Raw genomic sequence first — 24,120 nt, forward strand, 5'->3', positions numbered from 1 at the left:
GCCAAGGGCGAGCGCGAACACAGGAGACGACATGGCGCTCATCGCACTGCTCGCCGGCGACGGCATCGGCCCGGAAGTCACCGCGGAGGCGCGGCGCGTGCTGGAGGTGCTCGACCTCGGCCTGACGTTCGAGGAGGCTCCCGTCGGCGGCGCGGCGTACCGTGCGGCGGGACATCCGCTGCCGCCCGAGACGCTCGACCTTGCTCGCCGCGCCGATGCGATCCTGTTCGGTGCAGTCGGCGATCCCGCCTTCGACATGCTGGAGCGCGCGTTCAGGCCGGAGCAGGCGATCCTCGGCCTGCGCAAGGAACTCGGCCTGTTTGCCAACCTGCGCCCGGCGAGGCTATTCGCCGGGCTGGAGGATGCGTCCGCGCTGAAGCCGGAAATCGCGCGGCGCATCGACCTCGTCATCGTCCGCGAGCTGACCGGCGATGTGTATTTCGGCGAGAAGGGACGCCGCACGACGACCGAGGGACTGCGCGAGGGTAACGACCTGATGCGCTACGACGAAAACGAGGTGGCGCGGATCGCGCGGGTGGGGTTCGAGACGGCGCGCACCCGCCGCAGCATCCTGTTGTCGGTCGATAAGGCCAACGTCCTCGAAACCTCGCAATTGTGGCGCGACGTGGTCGTGGAGGTGTCGGCCGGTTACCCCGACGTTACGCTCAGCCATATGTATGTCGACAATGCCGCGATGCAGATGGTGCGCGATCCCGGGCAGTTCGACGTGATCGTCACGGGCAATCTGTTCGGCGACATCCTGTCGGATCAGGCGTCGATGTGCGCTGGGTCGATCGGCATGCTGCCGTCCGCCGCACTCGACAGCGCGGGCAAGGGGCTGTTCGAGCCGATCCACGGTTCCGCGCCCGACATCGCCGGCCAAGGAAAGGCGAACCCCTGCGCGGCGATCCTGTCTGCGGCGATGATGCTGCGCCACTCGCTGGCGATGCCGGAGCGGGCCGACCGGATCGAGGCGGCGGTGGCGGCGGCGATCGCCGGCGGCGCGCGAACCGGCGATCTGGGCGGCACCCTGTCCACGACCGCGATGGCCGATGCGGTGCTGGCAGGGCTGTGAGAGGTCGACGACCGTGACGGAACTGCTCGACCTCGCGGTGGTCGTGCCGACGTTCAACGAGCGTGGCAATGTTGCGACGCTGGTGGCGCGGCTGGATCAGGCGCTGTCGGGCATCCATTGGGAAGTGATCTTCGTCGACGACGACAGCCCGGATGGCACCGCCGACGAGGCGCGCTCGCTGGGCCGCGTCGATACCCGCGTCCGCGTCGTTCACCGGATCGGCCGCCGTGGGCTATCGTCGGCGTGTATCGAGGGGATGTGCGCGACCGCCGCGCCGGTCGTCGCGGTGATCGATGGCGACATGCAGCATGACGAGAGGCTGTTGCCGGCGATGCTGGCGCAGTTGCAGGCCGACTCCACGCTGGACGTGGTGGTCGGATCGCGCTTCTGCGAGGGCGGCTGCACGGGCGAGTGGGATCCCGACCGCGTCGCCAAGTCGGCGCTGGCGACGCGCCTGTCGGGCTATATCCTGAAGACCGGCCTGACCGACCCGATGAGCGGCTTCTTCATGATCCGCACCGCGGTGGCGCGTACGCTGTCGCCGCGGCTGTCGGGTATCGGGTTCAAGATCCTGCTCGACCTGATGACCGCCGCGCCGATGCCGATGCGCTTCGTCGAGCTACCCTATGTGTTCCGCGTGCGGACCGAGGGCGAGTCGAAGCTCGATCACGTCGTGGCGATGGAGTATTTGATCGCGCTGTACGATCGCCGGTTCGGGCGGTTCGTACCGGTGCGGTTCGCGATGTTCTCCGCGATCGGCGCGATCGGGGTGGGCATGCACATGGGCGTGCTGTCGCTGCTCTATCTGGCGATGGGCGTCAGCTTTTTGGCGGCGACGATCGTCGCGACGCTGGCGGCGATGACCGGAAACTTCTTCCTGAACAACGCGCTGACCTATCGCGACCGGCGGCTGAAGGGGTTCAGGCAACTGGCCGACGGGTGGGTGTCGTTCTGCGTCGTCTGCGCGGTCGGGGCGGTCGCGAATGTCGGCGTCGCGGCGTTCCTGCACGATGTCCACAACGACGCATGGGCGTTGTCCGCGCTGGCGGGGGTGCTGGTCGGTGCCGTGTGGAACTACGCGCTGTCGTCGCGCTTCGTCTGGGGGCGGTACTGATCCCGCGGAAGGTTAGGCTAAGGTTAGTCCAACGCGGCGTTTCGCCAAAGCCGTCGGGATGTCAAAGAACGGTTCGATCCAACGCACATAGCGGACCTCCGCCATGTAGGACAGCGGCCGATCACGGCCAACTCCTCAGCCACATCCAGCGCAGGAACGACCGTTCCCCGGCCAGCGGCGCGGCGGACAGGATCGGGTAGAAATACACGAACAGGCCGGCGACGAGCAGCAGATACGCTTCGTCCCAGCGGTCCACCCTCGCACGCCAGTGGTCGAACGCGACTGCGATCGGGATCGCCAGCCAGATGCCGGGCAGGTAATAATAATAGAAGAACCCCAGCGACTTGGGGATCGCCGGCCAGATCGCGAACGACGCGATCCAAAGCCCCGCCGCGACGCCCAGCCGCACGTCGCGCGTCCTGATCCAGCCCCAGGCGCACGCGGCCACCGCGACCAGTCCGCCCCACCACACCGCCGGGTTGCCGACCAGCAGGATGCCGCGCTGCGCCCAGTCGACGCGTTCGTACAGATACCAGATCGGGCGGATGTCGAGCGGCCACGTCCACCACGCCGACTGATAGGTGTGCGGCGGCAGCACCTGCGTCTGCTGCTGGTACATCGTCCACTGGAACGGGATCAGCGTCCGCCACGTCAGCGGCTGTTCGGCGTAGAAGAATGCCGGCAGGAACGTCGCGAAATACACCGCGACGCTGCCCAGCCCGAGCACCGCCAGCGCCACCTCCGCGTCCAGCCCGCGCCAGCGGTCCGGTCGCCCCCGCCGCAGCAGCAGGAACGCGATGCCGGCGAACGCCACGTATGGCGCGGCGGTCCACTTACAGGCGGTCGCCAGCCCCAGCATCGCCGCGCCAGCCGCCCAGCGTCGCCCGACTCGTCCCGGTGGCGCGTGCATCGCCCAAAGCAGGCACACCGCGCCGCCGACCACGAACGCCGCCATGAACCCGTCGAGCATCGCGATCCGCGCCTGCACGAACACGGTGAAGTTCAGCGCGGTCAGCACCGCCCCCGTGATTGCCGGTCGCATCCGCCGCGTGCCCAGCCACAGCAGCGCGAACATGCCCGTCACAACGCCCGTGGCGGCGACGCTCGACAGCGCCCGCCAGCCGAGCGAGGTATCGCCAAACAGCCAGATCCCCAGCCCGATCAGCTCCTTGGCGAGCAAAGGATGCTCGATATTCTGCGGCCGGGCGAGCGCCAGCAGCGTCCGCGCGGCGGGTACGTAATGCACCTCGTCGAACACCAGGCTGGTCGGCGTCGCCAATCGCCAGCCGAACAGCAATTGCGCGACCACCGCGATCAGCAGCGCGACGGGCCAGGGTCTATCGGCGAAACGGCGGAGGACAGCGGACACGCGCCCGTCATGCCGTCGTTCGGCTTTTCCTTGCAAGGGACCGCGCACCGGGGGCAAAGCGGCGGGCATGAAGCGCAAGACCGGCCAGGACCGCACGATCACCCAGAACTGGCGTCCCGCGACGCAGGCGGTCCGCGGCGGCACCGCGCGGTCCGAATATGGCGAGACGTCGGAGGCGTTGTTCCTGACCTCGGGCTACGCCTACGACTGCGCGGGCGACGCGGCGGCGCGGTTCGCGGGTGAACAGGTCGGCATGACCTATTCCCGCCTCCAGAACCCGACGGTCGAGATGCTGGAACAGCGTATCGCCCTGCTGGAGGGCGCGGAGGCGTGCCGGACGATGGCGACCGGCATGGCGGCGATGACCGCGGCGCTGCTGTGCCAGTTGCAGCAGGGCGACCATCTGGTCGGCGGGCGCGCCGCGTTCGGATCGTGCCGGTGGTTGACCGATACGCTGCTGCCGAAGTTCGGCATCGCCACAACGGTGGTCGATGCGCGCGACCCGCAGGCGTTCGTCGATGCGCTGCGCCCCGAAACCAAGGTCTTCTTCTTCGAGACGCCCGCGAACCCGACGATGGATGTGGTCGACCTTGCCGCCGTCTGCGCGATCGCCCGCGAGCGGGGGATCACGACGGTCGTCGACAACGCCTTCGCGACGCCGGCGCTGCAACGGCCGATGGAGTTCGGCGCGGATGTCGTCGCCTATTCCGCGACGAAGATGATGGACGGGCAGGGCCGCGTGCTGGCCGGTGCAGTCTGCGGGACGCAGGACTGGATCGACAACACGCTGCTGCCGTTCACGCGCAACACCGGGCCGACGCTGTCGGCGTTCAACGCGTGGGTGGTGCTGAAGGGGCTGGAGACGCTCGACCTGCGCATCCGTCGCCAGTCGGAGAATTCGGTCAAGGTCGGCACCTTCCTCGAAGGGCGCGTCGCCCGCGTGATGCACCCCGGTTTGCCGAGTCATCCGCAGCACGAGCTGGCGATGGCGCAGATGAGCGCCGCCGGCCCGATCTTCGCGCTGGAAGTACCCGGCGGTCGCGAACAGGCGCATGCCCTGCTCGACGGGCTGGAGCTGGTTGATATCAGCAACAACATCGGCGACTCGCGTTCGCTGATGACGCACCCCTCCTCGACCACGCACAGCGGCGTCGCCGAGGAAAAGCGGCTGGAGATGGGCATCGGCGAGGGCATGTTGCGTCTGAACGTCGGGCTGGAGGACGCGGACGACGTGATCGAGGACCTCGATCAGGCGCTCAGGCGTGCCGGCTTATGACGTTCGACGCGATGAAGAGCCTGTTCGGCTATGCGGCGACGACGCGCGACGTGACGGTGCGCGTCGCCGTCAGCTATCTGCCCGAACAGTCGGAGCCGGGACGGGGCCGCTGGTTCTGGGCCTATCACATCCGTATCGAGAATGACGGTAGCGCGCCGGTGCAGTTGCTGACCCGCCACTGGATCATCACCGATGGCCGCGGGGCGCGGCATTCGGTGGAGGGCGAGGGGGTGGTCGGCGAACAGCCGCTGATCGAGCCGGGCGCGAGCTTCGACTATGTCTCGGGCTGTCCGCTTGCGACGCCCTCCGGCGCGATGCAGGGCACGTACCGGATGGTTGCGGAAGACGGCACGCTGTTCGACGCGGACATTCCGCGCTTCGCGCTGCATGCGCCGACGGTGTCGCAGTGACGGGGTATCACCCGACGCCGCATGAGCGAATCGCGCGGGCCAGCACTCCTTTCCGGAGGGCAACGGCATGAAGCGCACCCACCTCCCGCTCAATGGTCTGCGCGTGCTCGACGCCGCTGCGCGGCATCTGTCGTTCACGCGCGCGGCGGACGAGCTTGCCGTCACGCCCGCCGCCGTGGGCCAGCAGATCAGGGCGCTGGAGGATACGCTGGGCGTCGTGCTGTTCCGGCGTACGACGCGCGGGCTGGAGCTGACGCCGGAGGGCGAGGCCGGGCTCGCGCCCTTGCGCGACGGATTCCTCCAGTTCGAGGAAGCGGTGCGAGCGATGCAGGCCGGACAGTCGTCCAAGTCGCTGACCATCGCCGCGCCGCGCGACCTGACCGACAAGTGGCTGATGCCGCGCCTCGCCGCGATCGCCGCCGCCGACCGTGACCTACGCTTCGTGCTGATCGGCGCGGACGAGACGGTCGACTTCACGCAAGCCAATCTCGACCTCGCGATCCGCTGGGGCGAGGGGCCGGGCGAGCATGAGGGCGAGGCGCTGGAATCGGACGGGATGGTCACCGTCGCCGCACCCGCCGTGGCGATCGACGCGCCGCTGATCGCGTGGCCGGGGTCGCCCGACGATACGGGCGCGCTGGTGCGGGTCGACGATGCCGGGCTGGCGATCGACGCCGCCGCCGCCGGGCTGGGCCGCGCGACCGTGCCGCAACTGCTCGCCGCCGCCGATCTGGCGTCGGGCCGGGTGATCGCGATGGGCGAGCCGGTGCCGTCGCGGCTCGGCTATTGGCTGGTCGCGCCGTTGCCGCAGTGGCGGCAGGCGAAGGTCCGCGCGCTGGTCGACGCGCTGGCGCAATGAAGGCGATGTTCGACAGCGAGCGCCTGACGATGCGCCCGCTGTCGACCGACGATGCGGAGGCGCTGCACGACGCGTATCGCGACGTCGACCTGATGCGCTGGTGGTCGAGCGCGCCGCATGCCGATCTGGCGGAAACGCGCGCCTATCTGATGCCGCGTGCCGTAGACGATCCGTGGACCGGCTGGGCGATCACGCTGGACGGCGCCGCGATCGGCACCGTGTCCGCGCACCGGCGTCGGCCGGGCGTGTACGAGATCGGCTATCTGCTCGCCCGCCGATACTGGGGTCAGGGCTATGCGCGCGAGGCGGTGGCGCGGCTGATCGACCTGCTGATCGCGGAGGATGGTGCCCGCCGCATCTTCGCCGACACCGACCCGGACAATGCCGGCTCGATCGCCCTGCTGGAACGCCTCGGCTTCCGCCGTGAGGGCCTGCTGCGCGAGGAGTGGGAAACCCACATCGGCATCCGCGACACCCTGCTGCTAGGACTTCTCGCGCGCGAGTGGCGCTGTCCTACAGAGGGTTGAGGGGGTAGAGTCAGGCGGTTCTTTGACATCGATGGTAGTGCGTGCCTCGCTGGGCCGAGGCTTGCGCGCGTTTCAGTTAGTCGGCATGGCCGCTTTTGGTGGTAAGCGGAAGGGCAGCTTTCGGGCGAGAACCAGCACATAGCTGCCATTCACGGGATGCCGTGCATCCGATCCTTCTCCGTCCCGAGCCTCGTGCGAATGCTGACAAAACCGGCTCGCCGAACGGCACGCGAAGCCTCGCGGACGCATCGAACAGGCGTGTCGGAGGTCGTAAGAATTTCAGCGCCTCTAGCGACCTCATAGCCATTCTGCGTCAAAGCGGCGGTAAGCTGGCGAGGGTTCATGCCAGTGTCAGTAAGCCAGTAGGTGCAGCTAGGCCGATCTACGGAAATCCAGACCCGATAGCTTTGGGAGAAATCCGCTTCGAGGGCGGGCGTCAGGGCGGCGGTAGCGAGAAGGGTGGCGAGCAGCATCAGCGGCGATCCTTGCACCAACCTTTGGTGTCCGCAATCAGGAATGGCGCCGGCTCTTCGCAATGTCTCGAATTGGGCGAAAGCGGAAGGGCCGAGACGGGAAGGAAGGCGGTCTGGCCGCTTTCGGCTACACGCGAGGATTAGCTGCCACCTGCTGATCGCCGCATCTTGTTCACGATTAAGCGAACAACGAAGAACAACATTGCCGCGACGACGACGGTCGGAGCGACGACGAAGGGCAAGAAGCCCTTCTTACAGTCCGAGTCCGGGACGCAGTCACCGAGAGCGTCAACGAGGGTGAGAAAACAGAAGAGGGGCACGCCAATGACTGCGGCAACGGCACAGCCCCACTTGCTACCTGCGGTAGTCCCGCCCTGATATCTGCTATCGCTCACGGGTTGAAGCTGAACGATCGACCGGTTTCGGGCAAGTCGCTCCTGCCTCTGAACGGCAGGCATTGGGCGTAAACGGCTCGTCCGCTTTCCCGCCCCAAAGCCGCCGGTCCGGTTTCGGGCAGGCAGCGTCCGCTACGCGGGTCGCGAACGGCGAGAGTTGGTGGTTAGCTGTCGTTCGAGATCGCGTCGTCGGTAGAAACCGTCTTCTCGATCAAGCGGCCCTGCGGCACGTCACTGGCGATCAGGCCAGTTTTTGCCATCAGCCAAAGCCGCCAAAGCAGAAATGCCATCCATCCAACCGCGATCGCGACGCCCGGTATGCGCCACCAGTTTCCGAAAAGCGGAGTAGCGAAGAGCGGAAACGCGCCAGCAGCGTACAGCAGCTTGCCGGCGTAAAGGCTTCCGGACTGAACCTCGTCGATCCAGATGCGAAACCGCTGATAGATCGTCATGAGGCCTCCTGTGGGGCTAAACCTAGCACATCCGGCTATGTCAGCAATCGGGCGTGAGCAGTCATTCCCGGTGTCGCCGCCCCGCCCCTGCACCGAAGTGGAAGACACCCGTCCGGTGCCTCCACTTCCTCCACTTCGCCCGCATTATCCTGTGAATTCAGCAGCCCGCAGCCACGCACCTCCCGCTCCGAAACCGCCGCCAACCGCCGCCGCAAAACCCCAAACAGCTCAGTTCTTCAACCGCCATCCGCGCCGCAGCAGCACGTAGCAGGCGACGCCCAGCGCCACATCGATGCCCAGCACCACCAGCGATCCGACAAACACCGGCGAATCGGCAATGCCGAGGAAGCCGTAGCGAAAGCCGGAGATGATATAGAAGAACGGGTTGGCATGACTGAACGCGCGGAAGGCGGGGGCGAGCTTGTCGACCGAGTAGAAGGTGCCCGACAGCAGCGCGAGCGGGGTGACGACGAAGTTGGTCACCGCGGCGGCGTGGTCGAACTTCTCCGCCCAGATCGACGTCAGCACGCCGAGAAACGCGAGGAACAGCGATCCCAGCAGGCCGAACCACAGGATCGCCAGCGGCGCGTGTGGGGTGACGTGAACGCCGGGGTACAGCGCCATCGCCGCCCACACGACGATGCCGACGATGATCGCCCGCGTCACCGCGCCGCCGACCAGCGCCGACAGCAATTCCATCGTCGACAAGGGTGGTTGCAGATAATCGACGATCGTCCCCTGGATCTTGCCGACCAGCAGCGAGAAGCTGGCATTGGCGAAGGCGGGACCCATCATCCCCTGGCTGATGATGAGGCCGGGGGCGATGAAATCGGCGAAGGCGACCTCCGATCCGCCGACCAGCACGGGGCGTTTCGCCCCCGTCGCGACGGTGAAGACGACGAGGAACAACAGCGTCGTGATCGCCGGTGCCCAGATCGTCTGGAGCTGCACCTTGAAGAAACGGCGCACCTCCTTGATATAGAGGGTGCGAAGGCCGCCCCAGTTGATGTTCCGGATGACGGGCACGCCGGGGGCGTTCCTCACCAGAGTTTGACCGATCGGGGGCTGGCTGCTCATGGCGGGGTCGGGTACTCCCTGCGGCTGCCGCCCGCAACGATGACGATAAGGAATACGCATGTCCTGGACCGACGAGCGGATCGATACGCTCAAGACGATGTGGGAGGCCGGCCAGACCGCCAGCCAGATCGCCGAGGCGCTGGGGCAGGGCGTCAGCCGCAATGCCGTGATCGGCAAGGCGCACCGGCTGGGCCTTCAGGCGCGCCCCTCACCGGTGCGCGCGAACGACTCGGCGGCGACCGCGGCCGCAGCCGCGCCGACACCGGCGCCAATGCCAGCGGCGGCACCGCCGCCGGCGCCCGTCGTAGCGGCTGCTCCGCCGCCGCCGCCCGTGGCCGCACCGGTCGCCGCGCCGCCGCGTGCCGCTGCGCCGGAGATCGAGGACGAGGACGAGGCGGAGGAGGCTGCACCCGCCGTCGTTGCAGCGCCTCCCGCGCCGCCGCAGCCGATCATGCGCTCGGTCGGCCCCGGTGGCTTCCTGCGTCAGGCGCCGGGCGAGCAGCAGCCGCCGATCGCCCCCGCGCCGCCGCGCCGGCTGGTTCCGGCCAAGCCATCGGCGGAGATCGCGGGCAAGACCAGCCTGCTCGATCTGAACGACCGCATCTGCAAATGGCCGCTGGGCCATCCGGGCGAACCCGATTTCCACTTCTGTGGTGAGAAGGTGAACCCGGGCTTCCCGTACTGCGTCGATCATTGCGGCCACGCCTATCAGGCGCAGCTCCCCCGCCGCGACCGCCGCCCGCCGCCGCCGCTGCCCTTCGGTGGCCCGCGCGTCCGGTAGGTCCGATGCCCCTCCTCCAGGCAGGAGGGGCGTCCAGTCCCGCTTCGGCACGCACAGGATGCTTGCCTGCGCTTAACCGATATGAAAGTCGGTCAGGCTAGCATGGGACGATCATGACCGATCAGGCAACCTCCGACGAAGACGGCTCGACAGCCGGCGGCACCACCAGCCGCCGTGCGCTGATGCTCGGCGCGGTCGGGGCGAGTGCGGTGGTGTCGATTCGACCCGCACTGGCGCAGACCGCCGGCTCCGTCCTGAACTGCGAGATCGCGGTGCCGGAGCGCACGCGCGCCGGTAACTGGATCACCGCGGACGGCAAGACGGTAGCCTCCGGCACCAAGGGGGCATTCCCACCCGCCAGCCGCGCCTACAAGGGGGAGGAGGTGAAGCGCGCGCTCAACGGCAGCACGCTGCCCGGCACCGATACCGAGCGCAGCCGCGCCTACGTGAATTACATCCGACGCCTGCAACGCGGGCAGGGCGGGTTCACGTGTTTCGCCTCGTTGCAGATGCCGCGCTGATCCCATGCGCCTGTGCGCCGAGCGGGCGACCGTGTCCGTGCCGCTCGATGCGTTCGTTGCGGTCCTCCACCGCCCGTCCGGTGCGACCCACCTGCTGACCGAACCCGCGCCGCAGATCCTGACCGCGCTGGGCGACGAGGCGGTGACGCTCGACGAACTGCTGGTGCGGCTGGCGGCGGGCTTCGATCTCGGCAGCCGTGCACGGGAGGCGCTGTCGGCACGCGTCGCGGAGCTGGTCGACATCGGCCTGATCGTCCCGGAATGAGACATTCGGTCCACCTTCGGATCGGCCCGGCTGCGTTCCGCATCGGGTCCGACTGGGCCGCGCCGGTCGATGCGCTCGCCGACCTGTACCGCGACTATCCGGTGCCGGACGTACCCGACTTCACCGTCCGGCTGGAGGCGACACGCCCGTGGCGGCGCTGGCTGCGTCCGTCGGTGCAGATCACTGGCGACTATATGCTGCCGGAGGCCGCGCCGCTGCCGCTGGCGCACGGGCTGCTCGCCGCCGAGATGGGCATGAACCTGCAAGTCGCGCTCGGCTGGCGGCGACATCTGCTGCTGCATGCGTCGGCGGTGGAGCGGAACGGCCGTGCGCTGCTCATGAGCGGCGAATCGGGCGCGGGGAAGTCCACGCTGGCGGCATTGCTGATGGGGCGCGGCTGGCGGTTGATGGGCGACGAGTTCGCGCTGATCGCACCGGCGACGGGTATGGCGCACGCCTTTCCACGGCTCGTGAGCCTGAAGGGCGGGGCGATCGGGGCGGTGGCGGGCGATCGATGGGGTCCGCTGCTGCCGTGCACGCCGAAGGGTGATATCCGCCACCTCGTTCCCGACGCCCGCGCCATCGCGGCGATGGACGAGCCGGCGCGGCCGGCGCTGCTGCTGTTTCCCCGTTATGGCGAGACGCGGGCGGTGCGGGAGATGCCGGCGAGCGAGGCGTTCGTCCGGCTGACTCAGGCATCGACGAACTACACGCTGCTGGGCGAGGCCGGGTTCACCGCGCTGACCCGGCTGGTGACGGAGGTGCCGGCACTGGCGATCGACTATCCGGACAGCGAGACCGCGCTGGCGATGGTCGAGGAGCTTTGGCCATGAGAGCTGTCGTCGGGACCGACGCGATGCTGCTGGTGCGGGCGCTGCGCGACCCGACATCGGTTCTAGACTTGGACGCGGACGGCTGGACCGCGCTGCTGACGATCGCGCGGGCGGAGCAGCTGGCGGGAACGCTGGCGCACAGGCTGCACGGGCTGGCGGTGCCGCCGGCGGTCGCCGCGACCCTCGCCGATGCGCGCCAGATCGCGGAGCATGCCCGCCGCACCGCGCTGTGGGAGGCGACCGTCGTTGCGCGCGTCCTCTTGCCGCTGGGCGTGACGGTCGTGCTGTTGAAGGGTACCGCCTATGCCGCGAGCGGGCTGGCGGCGGGGCAGGGGCGATCGATCGGCGATTGCGACATCCTCGTGCCGCGCGAGGCACTGGAGACGGTGGAGACGGCGCTGATCGCGGCGGGATGGGAATGGGTGAAGCCGGACCCCTATGACGACGCCTATTACCGGCGCTGGATGCACGAACTGCCGCCGCTGATCCACCGCGAGCGTGACCGGATGATCGACGTGCATCACACGATCCTGCCGCTGACCGCGCGGCCGAAGCCCGATGCGGCGGCGCTGATCGCGGACGCCGTGCCGCTGGGCAACGGGCTGTCGGTGCTGTCGCCGACGGACATGATCGTTCACGCCGCCGCGCATCTGTTCGCGGACGGCGATCTGGCGGGGGGACTCCGCAACCTGTGGGACATTCGCTGCCTGATCGAGGAGTTCGGCAAGGACCGGCTGGCCGATCGTGCCGCGCATCACGGTTTGACCGCGCCTGTTGCAAGAGCGGTTCGACTGGCGGAGGCGCTGTTCGGCGACGGCCGCACGACCGACCACCTCTTCCGCCGCCGCCTGCTGGCGCGCGATGGATGGGGGCGGGCGATCCGGCCGGCGACGCGGCTGGGCTTCTACGTCCGCTCGCACTGGCTGCGCATGCCGCCCGCGATGCTCGCGCGGCATCTGTGGGTCAAATGGCGGCGAGGCGCTCCAGCACGGGGATGAGTTCGGCGTACCCGTCGATCGTCGCGTCCGCACCGAGTTCGCCGACCGGCCGGTCGAGGAAACCGAAGCTGCACGCCACGACGGGCACGCGCGCCGCTTGCGCCGCCTTCACGTCGTAGATCGAATCGCCGACGAACGCCGGGCGCCCGCCGCCGCAGCGCGCGATCATCTCGATGATCGGATCGGGTTTGGGCTTGCCGCGTCCCGGCCCCAGCGTGTCGCCCCCGATCAGGCAGGCGAAGCGCGCGGTCAGGTCGAGTTCTTCGAGGATGCGTTTCGCGTAATGTTCCAGCTTGTTGGTCACGACGGCCAGCGTCACGCCGCGCGCCGCGAGGGCGTCCAGCGCGTCGAGTGCTCCCGGATAGGGTTGCGTCAGCACGACCATGTTCGCCTCGTAATAGTCGAGCAGGCGGCGGTGCAGCACGTCGAGTTCGGCATCGGTGCAGCCGCCGGTCGCGGCCATGCCCTGCGCCAGCATGTGCCGCGCGCCGCCGCCGATCATCGGCGTCACCTGATCCACGGTCAGCGTCGGTCGGCCGGCACTCGCCAGCGCGTGGTTGACGGCGGCGGCAAGGTCACCCGAGGTGTCGAGCAGCGTGCCGTCCATATCGAAGCCGACGAGGTCGAAAAACGATGAAGTCTTGTCCATGATCGCCCGCAAGACGGCACCGCTATGGAAATGGCAAGATGTTCGTGGCACCGGCGCGGCATGAGCCAGCCTGATACCCCGCTCGCCGCGCCTTTGGCCGTCATCGTCCTCGCCGCCGGCAAGGGCACGCGGATGAAATCCGACCTGCACAAGGTGCTGCACCCGGTCGCGGGGCGGCCGATGCTGCTGCATTTGCTCGCCAGCCTCGACGGAGCGGGAGCCAGCCGCCGCGTCGTCGTCGTCGGTGCGTCGGGCGAGCAGGTCGAGGCGGCGGTTGCGGGCAGTGGCGTCGACATCGCGTGGCAGCACGAGCAGCTCGGCACCGCCCATGCCGCGTTGCAGGCGAAGGCGGCGCTGGCGGACTTCGACGGCATCGCGATCGTCTGCTTCGGCGATACGCCGTTGCTGTCGACCGACACCGTGGCCCGGCTCGCGGCGCGGCTGGAGGCGGAGGATGCGCCGATGGTCGCGGTGCTCGGCTTCCGGCCGGCTGACGCCGCGGCGTACGGACGGGTGATCGCCGACGCGGACGGCACGATCCGCAAGATGGTCGAATACAAGGATGCGTCCGAGCAGGAGCGGGCGGTCGACTTGTGCAACTCCGGCGTCACCGCCGTCCGCACCGCCGATCTGTGGCGCTTGCTGGAGGCGGTCGGCAACGACAATGCGGCGGGCGAATACTATCTGCCCGACATCGTCATGCTGGCGATAGCCGAGGGAGCGCGTGCGGTCGCGATCGAGACGGGCGCGGACGAGGTCGCGGGCATAAACAGCCGCGCCGAACTGGCCGTGGTGGAAGAGGGCTGGCAGGCGCAGCGCCGCCTGCGCGCAATGGCGGAGGGCGCGTCGCTGATCGCACCGGACACCGTCTGGTTCTCGCATGATACCGTCATCGGCCGCGACGTGACGATCGAGCCTAATGTCGTATTCGGCCCCGGCGTGTCGGTCGCGGACGGTGCGGTGATCCACGCGTTCAGCCATCTGGAGGGTGCGACGGTCGGCCCCCGGGCGGATGTCGGTCCTTATGCGCGCCTGCGTCCGGGGGCGGTGCTGGGCGCGAAATCGCGCGTGGGTAATTTCGTCGAAGTGAAGAAGGCGACCTTAGGCGAGGGGGCGAAGGCCAACCATCTGAGCTATATCGGCGACGCCGAAGTTGGCGCGGGCGTCAACATCGGTGCGGGGACGATCACCTGCAACTACGATGGGTTCTTCAAATATCGCACGACGATCGGGGCGGGGGCATTCATCGGCTCCAACTCCGCGCTCGTTGCGCCGGTATCGATCGGCGCGGGTGCGATCGTCGCGGCGGGATCGGTCGTGACGAAGGACGTCGCCGCCGACGCGCTGGCGCTGGTGCGGCCCGCGCAGGTCGAAAAGCGGGGCTGGGCCGCGCAGTTTCGAGCGCTGATGACGGCGCGGAAGGGTGGCAAGTGATATCGCTGCGTGATATCTTGCGGATATGAGGACTCTGGTCAACATACCCGACGACGACGTTGCTGCGCTCGATGAGCTTGCACAGCGCAATGGACGATCGCGCGCAGCGGAACTGCGTGTTGCCGTATCGCAGCACCTGCGTGATCGAAGCAGCAACGACTGGATCGCGCGCGGAGCAGGGTATTGGAAGCACCGCCAGGACGTTGGCGATGCTGTCGAGTACCAGCGCGCGATGCGCGAAGACCGCGCCGATTTCTGATCCGACGTGGAGCCGTTCTTCGATACCAATATCCTGATCGACTGGCTCGTCGATCGTCCGCCGGCAGTGGCCGAATTGCAACGCTATGGCCGGCATCGCATCAGTCGTGTCGTCTGGACGGAAATCCTGGCGGGGGAACCACCCCAGCAGCGAGCGACCGTTGCTCGCCTGCTGTCTCCGTTCGAGGTTGTCGAGATCGATGCGCACATAGCCGCCGCAGCGGCAGCGATCCGTCACGAAGCGCGGATGAAGTTGCTGGACGCGTACATTCTGGCAACAGCACGCGTGAACGGTGCGATGCTCGTCACCCGCAACACCAAGGACTTCCCCGCGGACATGCCCGGCATCCGCGTCCCCTATACCTTCTAGACAAAGAGACATTCCATGTGCGGCATCGTCGGCATCCTGAGTAACGAAGACGTCGCCGAGCGCCTGCTCGACGGCCTGCGACGGCTGGAATATCGTGGCTACGACTCGGCGGGCATCGCCACCGATCACGATGGCCGGATCGAGCGGCGGCGCGCGTCGGGCAAGTTGATGAACCTGGCGAAGGAATTGGCCGCCGATCCGCTGCCGGGCCGGACCGGCATCGCACATACGCGCTGGGCGACGCATGGCGGCCCGACGACCAACAACGCGCACCCGCATGCGACCGACGAAGTCGCGGTCGTGCACAACGGCATCATCGAGAACTTCAAATCCCTTCGCGACGAACTGATCGCGCGGGGCCGGGTCTTCACCAGCGAAACCGACACGGAGGTCGTCGCGCACCTCGTCAGCGAACAGGTGGAGGCTGGTCTGGAGCCGGTTGAGGCGGTGCGTACCGTGCTGCCGCGCCTGCACGGTGCATTCGCGCTTGCAATCCTGTTCCGCCAGCACCCGGACCTGCTGATCGGGGCGCGGCTTGGCTCGCCCCTAGTCGTCGGCCACGGCGACGGGGAGACATATCTCGGCTCCGACGCGCTGGCACTGGCCCCGCTGACGCAACGCATCGCGTATCTGGAAGAGGGCGACTGGGTCGTCTGCACGCGCGACGGTGCGCAGGTCTACGATCAGCAGAACAACGCCGTCGAGCGGCCGATCACCATCTCCGGCGTCACCGGCGAACTGGTGTCGAAGGGCAACCACCGGCATTACATGCTCAAGGAAATCTACGAGCAGCCGATCGTCGTCGCCCAGACGCTGCGCTCCTACCTGCAACGCCTCGACGAGAAGGTGACGCTGCCGATCCCCGAAGGCGACCTGTCGGCGATCAAGCGGGTGACGATCGTCGCGTGCGGGACCAGCTTCTACGCCGGAATGGTCGCGCGATACTGGTTCGAGCAGTTCGCGCGCGTGCCCGTCGACCTCGATGTCGCATCCGAGTTCCGCTACCGCGCGCCGGTGATGGAGCCGGGCGGGCTGGCGCTGTTCATCAGCCAGTCGGGCGAGACGGCCGACACGCTCGCCGCGCTGCGCCACGCCAAGAAGGAGGGGCAGACGATCGCCGTCGTTTGCAACGTGCCCACGAGTTCGATGGCGCGCGAGGCGGACCTGTTGCTGCCGACGCATGCCGGGCCGGAGATCGGCGTCGCATCGACCAAGGCGTTCACCTGCCAGCTGGCGGTGCTGGCGGCGCTCGCCGCCAATCTCGCCCGCGCCAAAGGGCGGCTGTCGCATCTGGAAGAGCGGGCGATCGTCAAGCATCTGGCGGAGGCGCCCGCCGCGATCAACGCGGCGCTGGCCTATGATGAGGCGATCGAGGCGATGGCGGGCACCGTCGCGAGCGCGCGCGATGTGCTGTATCTGGGCCGCGGCACCGATTACCCGCTGGCGCTGGAAGGTGCGCTGAAGCTGAAGGAGATCAGCTACATCCATGCCGAGGGCTATGCCGCCGGCGAGATGAAGCATGGCCCGATCGCGCTGATCGACGAAAATGTGCCGGTGATCGTCATTGCCCCGTCCGGACCGCTGTTCGACAAGACGATCAGCAATATGCAGGAGGTGATGGCGCGCGGCGGCAAGGTCGTGCTCATCAGCGATTACGACGGCATCCAGGCGGCGGGCGAGGGCTGCGTTGCGACGATCACGATGCCCAAGGTCCACCCGCTGATCGCGCCGATCGTCTATGCGGTGCCGGTGCAGTTGCTGGCGTATCACGTCGCCGTCATGAAGGGCACGGACGTCGACCAGCCCCGCAACCTCGCGAAGTCGGTCACCGTCGAATAGCTGGCCGCCTGATGATTGGGGAGATCACGCCGTGTTGCTGAAGGATCGGGTCGCGATCGTGACCGGGGCGGGGGCCGGGCTCGGCCGTTCGCATGCGCTGTTGCTCGCACGCTACGGAGCGAAGGTCGTGGTCAACGATCTGGGCGACGGTGTCGACGCGGTTGCGGCGGAGATCGTCGCGGCGGGCGGCGAGGCGCTGGCGGCGACCGGGTCGGTGACCGACGAGGCTGCGGTGGCGGCGATGGTCGCAAATGCGCAGGAACGCTGGGGCCGGATCGACATCCTCGTCAACAATGCCGGCATTCTGCGCGACATGTCGTTCGGCAAGATGAGCATCGCCGATTTCCGGCTGGTCGTCGACGTCCACCTGATGGGCGCGGTGATCTGTTCGAAGGCGGTGTGGGACGTGATGAAGGCGCAGAATTTTGGGCGCATCGTCATGACCACGTCCTCGTCCGGCCTCTACGGCAATTTCGGGCAGGCGAATTACGGCGCGGCGAAGATGGCGCTGGTCGGGCTGATGCAGACGCTAGCGATAGAGGGCGCGAAGAACGAAATCCGCGTCAACTGCCTCGCCCCGACCGCCGCCACCGCGATGACGGAAAATCTGCTGCCGGAACCGGTCAAGGCGCTGATGCAGCCCGAGATGGTCAGCCCGGCGCTGCTGAAGCTGGTCGGCGACGACGCACCGACGCGGGCGATCCTGTGCGCTGGCGCGGGGCATTTCGAACGCGCCTACGTCACGCTGACGGCGGGCGAGTATATCGGCGGTGGCGACGATGCCGGCGAGCGTCTGCTGGAACGCTGGGACGCAGTGTCCGACCGCACGCACGAGAGCGTTCCCGATGCCGGCATGGCACAGTTGCAGCAGGAGGTCGCGGCGGCGATGACGGCGCTCGATGATCGATAGCACCGCGGCTGGCCAATCGCCGTCCCCCCGCACATAGAGGCGGCGCACCGATCGGTGGAAGAGGGAAGCACTATGCCGCACGGACGTCCGCTGATTGCCGGCCTCGAACTCGGCGGCACCAAGTGCATCGCCATTCTGGCACGGGGACCCGACGAGATCGAGGATCGGGTAACGATCCCGACGACCCGCCCTGAGGAGACGCTGAGCGCGGTCGAGGCGGTGCTCGAGAAGTGGAGCGGCTTTTCCGCGCTGGGCATCGCCAGCTTCGGACCCGTGTCGATCGACAGGCATGCCGCCGATTACGGCCACATCACCTCCACCCCCAAGCCTGGCTGGGCCGGGCAGGACGTCGCCCGGCGGCTGGCGCGGCACGTCGGGGTACCGACCGGCTTCCATACCGATGTCGTCGGCGCGGCGCTGGCGGAGGCGCGCTGGGGCGCGGCCAAGGGGTTGCCCGATATCGCCTATGCGACCGTCGGCACCGGCATCGGCGTCGGGCTCATCGCGGGTGGGCTGCCCGTCGACGGGCTCACGCATTCGGAATTCGGCCATATCCGCCCGGTGCGGGTCGCCGGTGACGACTGGATCGGTGTCTGCCCCTATCACGGCGCGTGTCTGGAGGGGCTGGCGGCCGGACCCGCGATTCAGGCGCGAACCGGCATACCGGGTCCGGAACTGCCCGCCGATCACCCCGCCTGGGATCTGGTTGCCGATGCGCTGGGGCAGTTGCTGCACACGCTGGTGCTGACGGGCGTGCCGCGCCGGATCGTGATGGGTGGCGGCGTGATGGTCGGCAGCGACCATCTGTTCCCGAAGGTGCGCGCGGCGATGACGCGCAGTCTGGCCGGCTATGTCGCCCTGGCGGAAGTCGGCGACGCGGAGACGTTCGTCGTCCCCCCCGCGCTCGGCGGCAATGCCGGGCCGCTCGGCGCGATCGTGCTCGGTGCGCAGGCGCTGGGCGCGGAGCTGTCGAGTTCGTTTACGTCCTCTTGATCGCGTCTGCTTACCCCGCGGCAACGATGGGCAAGGGTTGCGCGGATGGAAGGTTCGGACGGAGGCGGCAAGCGACTGCTGGTCGTCGACGACGGATCGGCCATGCATGCCTGTTACCGTCGCAGCTTCGCCGCGGTCGGTGACGGAGCCGCGCTGGGGGCGGGGCCGCCGACCTGTTCGGGGCTGGGCCCTGCGTGTGCGACGATCCGGCCTCCACGATGACGCATTGTCATCAGGGGCTCGACGCAGTGGCCCAGGTTGAGCGGGTGCTCGCAGCGGGGACACCTTACTCAGTGGCGTTCATCGACGTGCGGATGCCGCCGGGAAGCGACAGTCGCGAAACCGCCCGCCGCATCCGCGCGCTCGATCCGGCGATCAACCTTGTCAGCAGGGCTTTCAGATGCTGGAGATGATCGCTGCAAACGTCACCCCGTAAGCTGCATTCGCGGATCGCAGCAGCAAGGTTATGATCCGCCTCGCGCCTACAATTATCCTGTGGGGGGTAAACCACGCCCGCTGCTGATGATCTGCGCCATTGTTGAAGAACCTGCGGACCCCCTCTACGACCGGCCCGCCACCACCGCGGCGTCGCTGGCGAGTTTGTCGGCGCGTTCGTTGTCCGGATGCCCGGTGTGACCTTTGACCCATTTCCAGTCGATTTTGTGAGGCTTGGCCGCCGCGAGCAGCGCCTGCCACAGCTCGGCGTTCTTCACCGGCTTCCTGTCGGCGGTCTTCCAGCCGTTCTTCTGCCAGCCGTGAATCCACTTGGTCAGGCCGTCCATGACGTAGCGGCTGTCGGTGGACAGCGTCACGGCGCAGGGCCGCTTCAGCGCGTTCAGCGCCTCGATCGCCGCCATCAGCTCCATGCGGTTGTTCGTCGTCAGCTTCTCGCCGCCCGACAGTTCCTTCTCGGTGGTGCCGCTGCGGATCAGCGCACCCCAGCCGCCCGGCCCGGGATTGCCCTTGCATGCGCCATCCGTGGCGATCTCGACTTCTGTCACGCGAAAACCTCTGCTCCGTTCGCCCGGTAGAAGGCGAGCCGGCGCGTATAGGCGACGGGGTCCTTGCGCGTCACCAGCGCATCGGCGGGCGTGTTCAGCCAGTCCCAGCCCCGCGTCAGCGCGAAGCGGATACAGGCGCCCATGCACAACACCGGCAACTGCGCGCGCTCCGCGTCAGCGAGGCCGAACGTCGCCGCATAGCCGTCCAGCAGGGCGTGCCCCACGTCGCCGTCATAGGCTTCGCCGCGCGCATCGAAGCTCCACGCGGTGTGCATGATCGCGAGATCGTAGAGGCGCAGGTCGGTGCAGGCGAAATAGAAGTCGATCAGCCCGGTGACCCGGTCGCCCAGCATCAGCACGTTGTCCGGGAACAGGTCGGCGTGAATGACGCGGATGTCGCCGTGCTGCGGCCATGCCGCGGTCACCGCCTGAAGCCCGGACGCGAGGTCGTCGTACAGGCCCGGCGCGATCGTATCGAGGTCGCGGCCGCATTTCGCCAGCAAGGGCTGCCACGCATCGACACCCAGCGTGTTCGGACGGCTGCCGCCGAAATCCTCCAGCGCGCGATGCATCTGGCCCATCGCCGCACCCGCGGCGCGCGCCTGCTCCGGGGTCGGTGCCGTCACCGACACGCCGTTCAGGAAGCGGATCAGGCAGGCGGGACGGCCCTCCAGTTCATGGATCGTCGTGCCGTCGCGATCGGGCACCGCGGGCGGCACGGGGCTGCCGTGCTGCGCCAGATGCTCCAGCAGGTCGAGGAAGAAGGGCAGGTCACCCGCCGCGACGCGCTTTTCGTACAGCGTCAGGATGAACCGCGCCTCGGTCGTGTCGACGAGGTAGTTCGAGTTCTCCACCCCCTCGGCGATACCCTTCGCCGAGACGAGTTCGCCCGCGTCGAACCGCGCGAGGAAGCGTGTCAGCGCCTCGGCGGAGACTTGCGTGTAGACGGCCATGCGGGTGTCTCCAGCGGGGGTGCTAAGCCGCCGCTTCCAGTCCGCGTGGCAGCTTGAACGCGATCGTCTCGCGCGTGGTTTCTTCCTCGCGCTCGGACACGTCGAAGCGAGTGGAGAGCCGGTCGACCAGTTCGCGCACCAGCAGTTCGGGGGCGGACGCACCCGCTGTCAGGCCGAGCGTGCCGACGCCCTCCAGAAAAGCCCAGTCGAGGTCGGCGGCGCGCTGGATCAGCATCGCCGGCACACCCTCGCGCTCGGCGACCTCGACCAGTCGCAGCGAGTTGGACGAATTCGGCGCGCCGATCACCAGCATCGCGTCGCAGGCGGAGGCGATCGCCTTTACCGCCGCCTGCCGGTTCGACGTGGCGTAGCAGATGTCCTCACCCTTCGGACCCTGGATGTTCGGGAAGCGCGCCTTCAGCGCCGCGACCACCGCCGACGTGTCGTCCACTGACAGCGTCGTCTGCGTGAGGAAGGCGAGGTTTTCGGGGTCGATCGGCATGAAGGCTTCGACATCGGCGACCGTCTCGATCAGCGTCATGTCGCCGGCCGGGACCTGGCCGAAGGTGCCGATGACCTCCGGATGGCCGGCATGGCCGATGAAGACGATGTGGCGGCCGGCGGCGACCTGACGCTCCGCCTCGCGGTGGACCTTCGAGACCAGCGGGCAGGTTGCGTCGAGATAGTCGAGGCCACGGTCCTGCGCCGCGGCGGGCACCGATTTCGGGACGCCGTGCGCGGAGAAGACGACGGGAGCGCCGTCCGGGACCTCGTCCAGTTCCTCCACAAACACCGCGCCCATCGCCTTCAGGCTGTCGACGACGAACTTGTTGTGGACGATCTCGTGTCGGACATAGACGGGCGCGCCGTGTTTCTCGATCGCCAGTTCGACGATCCGGATCGCACGGTCCACGCCCGCGCAGAAGCCGCGCGGGGCGGCGATGAGGAGTTCCAGCGGCAGCTTCGACATGGCGAGCGCTCTACCGGATTGCTTGCGCGGCTCCAACCCGGTTCCTATGGCGGTGGCTCGGTGCCCCGATCGGGGTCGTCAGCAAGGTGTGCCCGTGAAGATTGCAGCCATTCTCGTCCTCGGTGCGGCCGGCCTGATCGGGGGCTGCTCCAGCAAGGGCGAACTCGATTCGACCGGCGGCGTCAGCGCGGTGCGTTCGGCATGCCCCGTTGTTGGCGTGCCCGCGGGTACGGGCGACGTGACGCTGTTCGACCCGCCGACCAGCCAGGCGCAGAGTGCGATCGATGTCATCGCGGCGATCACCAATGTGCGGTCGACCTGCGACGACAGTGGCGCGGACATCGCCACCAACGTCACCTTCGACGTGCAGGCCCGCCGCATCAAGACGGATGCGGCTCGCACCGTGGCGCTGCCGTATTTCATCACCGTGCTGCGCGGCGGCAGCAACGTCGTCGCCAAGCGCGTCGGCACGATCACGCTGCAATTCGCCGCCGGTCAGGACCGTGCGCAGGTGAGCGGCACGGCGGGCGCCAGCGTCAGCCGCGCCGCGGCGACGTTGCCACCCGCGATCCGCGAGCGCCTGACGCGCCGCCGCAAGGCGGGGGACGAGGACGCCGCGGTCGATCCCCTGACCCAGCCCGAAGTGCGGCAGGCGGTGCTGGCGGCCAGTTTCGAGGCGCTGGTCGGATTCCAGCTCAACGATGCGCAGCTGCGGTACAACGCCACGCGATAGGGGCCGAACGCCGTTCGTCATGCCGGGACGAGTCCCGCATGACGGACCGGAGTAGTCGAGCCTCAGGCGGGAAACACTGATCCTGGCGGGCATTCGCGATTGACTCGCGACCGCCGCCTAGCCACAGCGGCGATGTCGATGTCATGCGCGGGAGAGTGCCTCTTTCAGGGGCCGCCGAAGGAGCAACCGCCCCGGAATCTCTCAGGCACCAGGGACCGCGCGAGGCGATACGACACTCTGGAAAGCGTCCCGTTACAGGGGCCACCGAAGGGGTAAGCAGGTGCGCCTGCGAAAGCTCTCAGGTACCGTGACAGAGGGGGTTCGGATCGGCAGCGGGCGTCCCGCCGTCGATCGCCCTTGATGGAGTACGGTGCGATGAGCGATCTGGAAATCGGCGAACAAATAGTCGCGATCGAGGACGCGCCCGAGGGCGAGGACGTCATCCAGTTGCTGCCGCTCGACGCGTGGCACCGTGCCCGCGGGGGCCGGATGGTCCCGTTCGCGGGCTATGAAATGCCCGTCCAGTATGAAGGCATCATGGCCGAGCATCTGTGGACCCGTCAGTCCGCCGGCCTGTTCGACGTCAGCCACATGGGCCAGTTGGTCTTCACCTATGGCGACGACGAAACCGGCGACACCGATGCGGTCGCGAAGGCGCTGGAGGCGGTGCTGCCCGGCGACGTGACCGGGCTGAAGCAGGGTCGGATGCGCTATTCTCTGCTGCTGGCGGAGGATGGCGGCATCCTCGACGACCTGATGGTCACGCGCCGCACGGTCGACGGCACCGATGAAGTGTACATGGTCGTCAACGGCGCGACCAAATACGATGACATCGGCTATCTGCTCGAAGTCCTGCCGGACGACGTGACGATGAATTTGCAGGACGAGCAGGCTTTGCTCGCGGTGCAGGGTCCGAAGGCCGTCGACGCGCTCGCGCGGCTGGTGCCGGGCGTCGAGGCGCTGGTGTTCATGACCGCGGGTGCGTTCGACTGGAACGGCACGCCGCTGTGGATCAGCCGGTCGGGCTATACCGGCGAGGACGGCTTCGAGATTTCCATTCCTGCGGAGGTCGCCGCGGCGTTCGCCGACGCGATCTGCGCGGAGCCGGAGGTGAAGCCGATCGGTCTCGGCGCGCGCGACTCGCTGCGGCTGGAGGCGGGGTTGCCGCTCTACGGCCACGATCTCGATCCGGAGACGACGCCGGTGATGGCCGATCTCGGCTTTGCGCTGTCGAAGCGCCGTCGCGAGGCGGGTGATTTTGCAGGCGCCGGGCGTATTCTGGCGGAGCGCGAGAACGGCCCGGCGACGAAGCGCGTTGGACTGGTCGTGGCCGGTCGCCAGCCTGTGCGCGAGGGCGCGACGGTCGTCGATGCGGACGGCGCGACGATCGGTCGCGTCACCAGCGGCGGCTTCGCCCCGACACTCGGCGCGCCGATCGGCATGGCGTTCGTCCCCACCGCGCTTGCGACGCCCGGCACGGTGCTGCGGCTGTCGCAGCGCGGGAAATTCCATGAGGCCACGGTCGCGGCGATGCCGTTCGTGCCGCACAATTACGTCCGCCAATCCAAGACGACGGGAGCCTGAG

At 68.1% G+C, this 24,120-nt stretch carries 28 protein-coding genes and 1 riboswitch; of the genes, 20 read left to right on the top strand and 8 right to left on the bottom strand.

The window, feature by feature from the left end:
- The first annotated feature begins 31 nt into the window (after nucleotides 1–31).
- Both leuB and ILT43_RS06750 read left to right on the top strand, forming a co-directional pair.
- Entirely contained in the window at nucleotides 32–1,075 is a 1,044-nt protein-coding gene (leuB, locus tag ILT43_RS06745) for a 3-isopropylmalate dehydrogenase (RefSeq protein ID WP_204196870.1), read from the top strand.
- Nucleotides 1,053–2,189, top strand: a complete 1,137-nt coding sequence (locus ILT43_RS06750) for a glycosyltransferase family 2 protein (protein WP_211534411.1) — start codon at nucleotides 1,053–1,055, stop codon at nucleotides 2,187–2,189. Before leuB ends, ILT43_RS06750 begins: the two co-directional genes overlap by 23 nt.
- A gap of 121 nt (nucleotides 2,190–2,310) precedes the next feature.
- Here ILT43_RS06750 and ILT43_RS06755 read toward each other — a convergent pair whose 3' ends face one another.
- A complete protein-coding gene (locus ILT43_RS06755; RefSeq protein WP_204196933.1) occupies nucleotides 2,311–3,558 on the bottom strand; it encodes a phospholipid carrier-dependent glycosyltransferase in 1,248 nt (415 codons plus the stop codon).
- A gap of 67 nt (nucleotides 3,559–3,625) precedes the next feature.
- On the opposite strand from ILT43_RS06755, the gene ILT43_RS06760 reads away from it, so the two are divergent.
- From ILT43_RS06760 to ILT43_RS06775, 4 genes are all read left to right on the top strand, one after another.
- Nucleotides 3,626–4,834: a trans-sulfuration enzyme family protein gene (locus ILT43_RS06760; RefSeq protein WP_204196972.1), complete on the top strand. Its 1,209-nt coding sequence runs from the start codon at nucleotides 3,626–3,628 to the stop codon at nucleotides 4,832–4,834.
- An 11-nt stretch (nucleotides 4,835–4,845) separates the two neighbouring features.
- Nucleotides 4,846–5,244, top strand: coding sequence for a Co2+/Mg2+ efflux protein ApaG (gene apaG, locus ILT43_RS06765; RefSeq protein ID WP_204198769.1), 399 nt, complete (start codon nucleotides 4,846–4,848; stop codon nucleotides 5,242–5,244).
- 67 nt (nucleotides 5,245–5,311) lie between these two features.
- Nucleotides 5,312–6,103 (top strand): LysR family transcriptional regulator, encoded by a 792-nt coding sequence (locus ILT43_RS06770; protein ID WP_204196984.1) that lies wholly within the window; start codon nucleotides 5,312–5,314, stop codon nucleotides 6,101–6,103.
- Entirely contained in the window at nucleotides 6,100–6,630 is a 531-nt protein-coding gene (locus ILT43_RS06775) for a GNAT family N-acetyltransferase (RefSeq protein ID WP_204196992.1), read from the top strand. Before ILT43_RS06770 ends, ILT43_RS06775 begins: the two co-directional genes overlap by 4 nt.
- 149 nt (nucleotides 6,631–6,779) lie before the next feature.
- On the opposite strand, the gene ILT43_RS06780 is transcribed toward ILT43_RS06775, so the two are convergent.
- The 3 genes from ILT43_RS06780 to ILT43_RS06790 form a co-directional block, all read right to left on the bottom strand.
- Nucleotides 6,780–7,103 carry a hypothetical protein gene (locus ILT43_RS06780; protein ID WP_204196994.1) on the bottom strand — a complete coding sequence of 108 codons (324 nt, stop codon included), beginning with the start codon at nucleotides 7,101–7,103 and terminating at the stop codon, nucleotides 6,780–6,782.
- Between the two features lie 559 nt (nucleotides 7,104–7,662).
- On the bottom strand, nucleotides 7,663–7,950 hold the full coding sequence (locus ILT43_RS06785; protein ID WP_055848615.1) for a hypothetical protein: 288 nt from the start codon (nucleotides 7,948–7,950) through the stop codon (nucleotides 7,663–7,665).
- A gap of 228 nt (nucleotides 7,951–8,178) precedes the next feature.
- The gene (locus ILT43_RS06790; RefSeq protein WP_055848618.1) at nucleotides 8,179–9,027 is read right to left on the bottom strand and encodes an ABC transporter permease; all 849 of its coding nucleotides are present in this window, start codon (nucleotides 9,025–9,027) and stop codon (nucleotides 8,179–8,181) included.
- 58 nt (nucleotides 9,028–9,085) lie between these two features.
- Between ILT43_RS06790 and ILT43_RS06795 the strand changes: the two genes are divergently transcribed.
- From ILT43_RS06795 to ILT43_RS06815, 5 genes are all read left to right on the top strand, one after another.
- Entirely contained in the window at nucleotides 9,086–9,808 is a 723-nt protein-coding gene (locus tag ILT43_RS06795) for a GcrA family cell cycle regulator (RefSeq protein ID WP_204197003.1), read from the top strand.
- A 113-nt stretch (nucleotides 9,809–9,921) separates the two neighbouring features.
- Nucleotides 9,922–10,329: a hypothetical protein gene (locus tag ILT43_RS06800; RefSeq protein ID WP_204197006.1), complete on the top strand. Its 408-nt coding sequence runs from the start codon at nucleotides 9,922–9,924 to the stop codon at nucleotides 10,327–10,329.
- A gap of 4 nt (nucleotides 10,330–10,333) precedes the next feature.
- On the top strand, nucleotides 10,334–10,594 hold the full coding sequence (locus ILT43_RS06805) for an HPr-rel-A system PqqD family peptide chaperone (RefSeq protein ID WP_204197012.1): 261 nt from the start codon (nucleotides 10,334–10,336) through the stop codon (nucleotides 10,592–10,594).
- Entirely contained in the window at nucleotides 10,591–11,427 is an 837-nt protein-coding gene (locus ILT43_RS06810; protein WP_204197014.1) for an HprK-related kinase A, read from the top strand. Before ILT43_RS06805 ends, ILT43_RS06810 begins: the two co-directional genes overlap by 4 nt.
- On the top strand, nucleotides 11,424–12,425 hold the full coding sequence (locus ILT43_RS06815; RefSeq protein WP_204197017.1) for a nucleotidyltransferase domain-containing protein: 1,002 nt from the start codon (nucleotides 11,424–11,426) through the stop codon (nucleotides 12,423–12,425). The genes ILT43_RS06810 and ILT43_RS06815 overlap by 4 nt, the downstream gene beginning before the upstream one ends.
- Here the strand turns inward: ILT43_RS06815 and ILT43_RS06820 are convergent.
- A complete protein-coding gene (locus tag ILT43_RS06820) occupies nucleotides 12,391–13,074 on the bottom strand; it encodes an HAD-IA family hydrolase (RefSeq protein ID WP_204197022.1) in 684 nt (227 codons plus the stop codon). The two genes, ILT43_RS06815 and ILT43_RS06820, sit on opposite strands and share 35 nt — an antisense overlap.
- A gap of 60 nt (nucleotides 13,075–13,134) precedes the next feature.
- Here ILT43_RS06820 and glmU point away from each other — a divergent pair, with 60 nt between their 5' ends.
- The 7 genes from glmU to ILT43_RS06855 all read left to right on the top strand — a co-directional run bounded on the left by glmU (nucleotide 13,135) and on the right by ILT43_RS06855 (nucleotide 19,100).
- Entirely contained in the window at nucleotides 13,135–14,508 is a 1,374-nt protein-coding gene (gene glmU, locus ILT43_RS06825; RefSeq protein ID WP_204197032.1) for a bifunctional UDP-N-acetylglucosamine diphosphorylase/glucosamine-1-phosphate N-acetyltransferase GlmU, read from the top strand.
- 25 nt (nucleotides 14,509–14,533) lie between these two features.
- Nucleotides 14,534–14,767: a ribbon-helix-helix domain-containing protein gene (locus ILT43_RS06830; RefSeq protein ID WP_204197035.1), complete on the top strand. Its 234-nt coding sequence runs from the start codon at nucleotides 14,534–14,536 to the stop codon at nucleotides 14,765–14,767.
- Nucleotides 14,768–14,773: 6 nt separating this feature from the next.
- Nucleotides 14,774–15,136, top strand: coding sequence for a PIN domain-containing protein (locus ILT43_RS06835; protein ID WP_204197044.1), 363 nt, complete (start codon nucleotides 14,774–14,776; stop codon nucleotides 15,134–15,136).
- A gap of 15 nt (nucleotides 15,137–15,151) precedes the next feature.
- Nucleotides 15,152–16,975, top strand: coding sequence for a glutamine--fructose-6-phosphate transaminase (isomerizing) (gene glmS, locus ILT43_RS06840; protein ID WP_204197052.1), 1,824 nt, complete (start codon nucleotides 15,152–15,154; stop codon nucleotides 16,973–16,975).
- Nucleotides 16,976–17,006: 31 nt separating this feature from the next.
- Nucleotides 17,007–17,885, top strand: coding sequence for an SDR family NAD(P)-dependent oxidoreductase (locus ILT43_RS06845; RefSeq protein ID WP_204197080.1), 879 nt, complete (start codon nucleotides 17,007–17,009; stop codon nucleotides 17,883–17,885).
- A 72-nt stretch (nucleotides 17,886–17,957) separates the two neighbouring features.
- Entirely contained in the window at nucleotides 17,958–18,878 is a 921-nt protein-coding gene (locus ILT43_RS06850; RefSeq protein ID WP_204197090.1) for an ROK family protein, read from the top strand.
- A 45-nt stretch (nucleotides 18,879–18,923) separates the two neighbouring features.
- Nucleotides 18,924–19,100, top strand: coding sequence for a hypothetical protein (locus ILT43_RS06855; RefSeq protein WP_204197091.1), 177 nt, complete (start codon nucleotides 18,924–18,926; stop codon nucleotides 19,098–19,100).
- 338 nt (nucleotides 19,101–19,438) lie between these two features.
- Here ILT43_RS06855 and rnhA read toward each other — a convergent pair whose 3' ends face one another.
- From rnhA to ispH, 3 genes are read right to left on the bottom strand one after another with little or no spacing between them, the layout of a single operon-like run.
- Entirely contained in the window at nucleotides 19,439–19,879 is a 441-nt protein-coding gene (gene rnhA, locus ILT43_RS06860; protein ID WP_204197105.1) for a ribonuclease HI, read from the bottom strand.
- Complete coding sequence (thrB, locus tag ILT43_RS06865; RefSeq protein ID WP_204197120.1) at nucleotides 19,876–20,832, bottom strand: homoserine kinase; 957 nt, start codon at nucleotides 20,830–20,832, stop codon at nucleotides 19,876–19,878. Before thrB ends, rnhA begins: the two co-directional genes overlap by 4 nt.
- Nucleotides 20,833–20,854: 22 nt before the next feature.
- On the bottom strand, nucleotides 20,855–21,802 hold the full coding sequence (gene ispH, locus ILT43_RS06870; RefSeq protein ID WP_204197130.1) for a 4-hydroxy-3-methylbut-2-enyl diphosphate reductase: 948 nt from the start codon (nucleotides 21,800–21,802) through the stop codon (nucleotides 20,855–20,857).
- 88 nt (nucleotides 21,803–21,890) lie between these two features.
- Between ispH and ILT43_RS06875 the strand changes: the two genes are divergently transcribed.
- Together ILT43_RS06875 and gcvT are read left to right on the top strand one after the other, a co-directional pair.
- A complete protein-coding gene (locus tag ILT43_RS06875) occupies nucleotides 21,891–22,535 on the top strand; it encodes a hypothetical protein (protein ID WP_204197137.1) in 645 nt (214 codons plus the stop codon).
- A 138-nt stretch (nucleotides 22,536–22,673) separates the two neighbouring features.
- A riboswitch (glycine riboswitch) is annotated at nucleotides 22,674–22,763 on the top strand.
- Nucleotides 22,764–22,910: 147 nt separating this feature from the next.
- The gene (gene gcvT / locus ILT43_RS06880; protein ID WP_204197162.1) at nucleotides 22,911–24,119 is read left to right on the top strand and encodes a glycine cleavage system aminomethyltransferase GcvT; all 1,209 of its coding nucleotides are present in this window, start codon (nucleotides 22,911–22,913) and stop codon (nucleotides 24,117–24,119) included.
- Nucleotide 24,120 lies beyond the last annotated feature (1 nt).

This window comes from Sphingomonas longa (assembly GCF_016892685.1).
In the GTDB taxonomy this organism is placed as follows: domain Bacteria; phylum Pseudomonadota; class Alphaproteobacteria; order Sphingomonadales; family Sphingomonadaceae; genus Sphingomonas; species Sphingomonas longa.

Excerpts from the sequence above, each read along its gene's own strand:
- ILT43_RS06795 (WP_204197003.1), top strand. The coding sequence starts at position 9,086 with ATGTCCTGGACCGACGAGCGGATCGATACGCTCAAGACGATGTGGGAG.
- ILT43_RS06820 (WP_204197022.1), bottom strand. The coding sequence starts at position 13,074 with ATGGACAAGACTTCATCGTTTTTCGACCTCGTCGGCTTCGATATGGAC.
- ILT43_RS06800 (WP_204197006.1), top strand. The coding sequence starts at position 9,922 with ATGACCGATCAGGCAACCTCCGACGAAGACGGCTCGACAGCCGGCGGC.
- ILT43_RS06760 (WP_204196972.1), top strand. The coding sequence starts at position 3,626 with ATGAAGCGCAAGACCGGCCAGGACCGCACGATCACCCAGAACTGGCGT.
- apaG (WP_204198769.1), top strand. The coding sequence starts at position 4,846 with ATGAAGAGCCTGTTCGGCTATGCGGCGACGACGCGCGACGTGACGGTG.
- ILT43_RS06785 (WP_055848615.1), bottom strand. The coding sequence starts at position 7,950 with ATGACGATCTATCAGCGGTTTCGCATCTGGATCGACGAGGTTCAGTCC.
- ILT43_RS06750 (WP_211534411.1), top strand. The coding sequence starts at position 1,053 with ATGCGGTGCTGGCAGGGCTGTGAGAGGTCGACGACCGTGACGGAACTG.
- ILT43_RS06810 (WP_204197014.1), top strand. The coding sequence starts at position 10,591 with ATGAGACATTCGGTCCACCTTCGGATCGGCCCGGCTGCGTTCCGCATC.
- ILT43_RS06830 (WP_204197035.1), top strand. The coding sequence starts at position 14,534 with ATGAGGACTCTGGTCAACATACCCGACGACGACGTTGCTGCGCTCGAT.
- glmS (WP_204197052.1), top strand. The coding sequence starts at position 15,152 with ATGTGCGGCATCGTCGGCATCCTGAGTAACGAAGACGTCGCCGAGCGC.
- glmU (WP_204197032.1), top strand. The coding sequence starts at position 13,135 with ATGAGCCAGCCTGATACCCCGCTCGCCGCGCCTTTGGCCGTCATCGTC.
- ILT43_RS06815 (WP_204197017.1), top strand. The coding sequence starts at position 11,424 with ATGAGAGCTGTCGTCGGGACCGACGCGATGCTGCTGGTGCGGGCGCTG.
- ILT43_RS06855 (WP_204197091.1), top strand. The coding sequence starts at position 18,924 with ATGGAAGGTTCGGACGGAGGCGGCAAGCGACTGCTGGTCGTCGACGAC.
- ILT43_RS06805 (WP_204197012.1), top strand. The coding sequence starts at position 10,334 with ATGCGCCTGTGCGCCGAGCGGGCGACCGTGTCCGTGCCGCTCGATGCG.
- leuB (WP_204196870.1), top strand. The coding sequence starts at position 32 with ATGGCGCTCATCGCACTGCTCGCCGGCGACGGCATCGGCCCGGAAGTC.
- ILT43_RS06780 (WP_204196994.1), bottom strand. The coding sequence starts at position 7,103 with ATGCTGCTCGCCACCCTTCTCGCTACCGCCGCCCTGACGCCCGCCCTC.
- ispH (WP_204197130.1), bottom strand. The coding sequence starts at position 21,802 with ATGTCGAAGCTGCCGCTGGAACTCCTCATCGCCGCCCCGCGCGGCTTC.
- thrB (WP_204197120.1), bottom strand. The coding sequence starts at position 20,832 with ATGGCCGTCTACACGCAAGTCTCCGCCGAGGCGCTGACACGCTTCCTC.
- ILT43_RS06790 (WP_055848618.1), bottom strand. The coding sequence starts at position 9,027 with ATGAGCAGCCAGCCCCCGATCGGTCAAACTCTGGTGAGGAACGCCCCC.
- ILT43_RS06775 (WP_204196992.1), top strand. The coding sequence starts at position 6,100 with ATGAAGGCGATGTTCGACAGCGAGCGCCTGACGATGCGCCCGCTGTCG.
- ILT43_RS06770 (WP_204196984.1), top strand. The coding sequence starts at position 5,312 with ATGAAGCGCACCCACCTCCCGCTCAATGGTCTGCGCGTGCTCGACGCC.
- gcvT (WP_204197162.1), top strand. The coding sequence starts at position 22,911 with ATGAGCGATCTGGAAATCGGCGAACAAATAGTCGCGATCGAGGACGCG.
- ILT43_RS06850 (WP_204197090.1), top strand. The coding sequence starts at position 17,958 with ATGCCGCACGGACGTCCGCTGATTGCCGGCCTCGAACTCGGCGGCACC.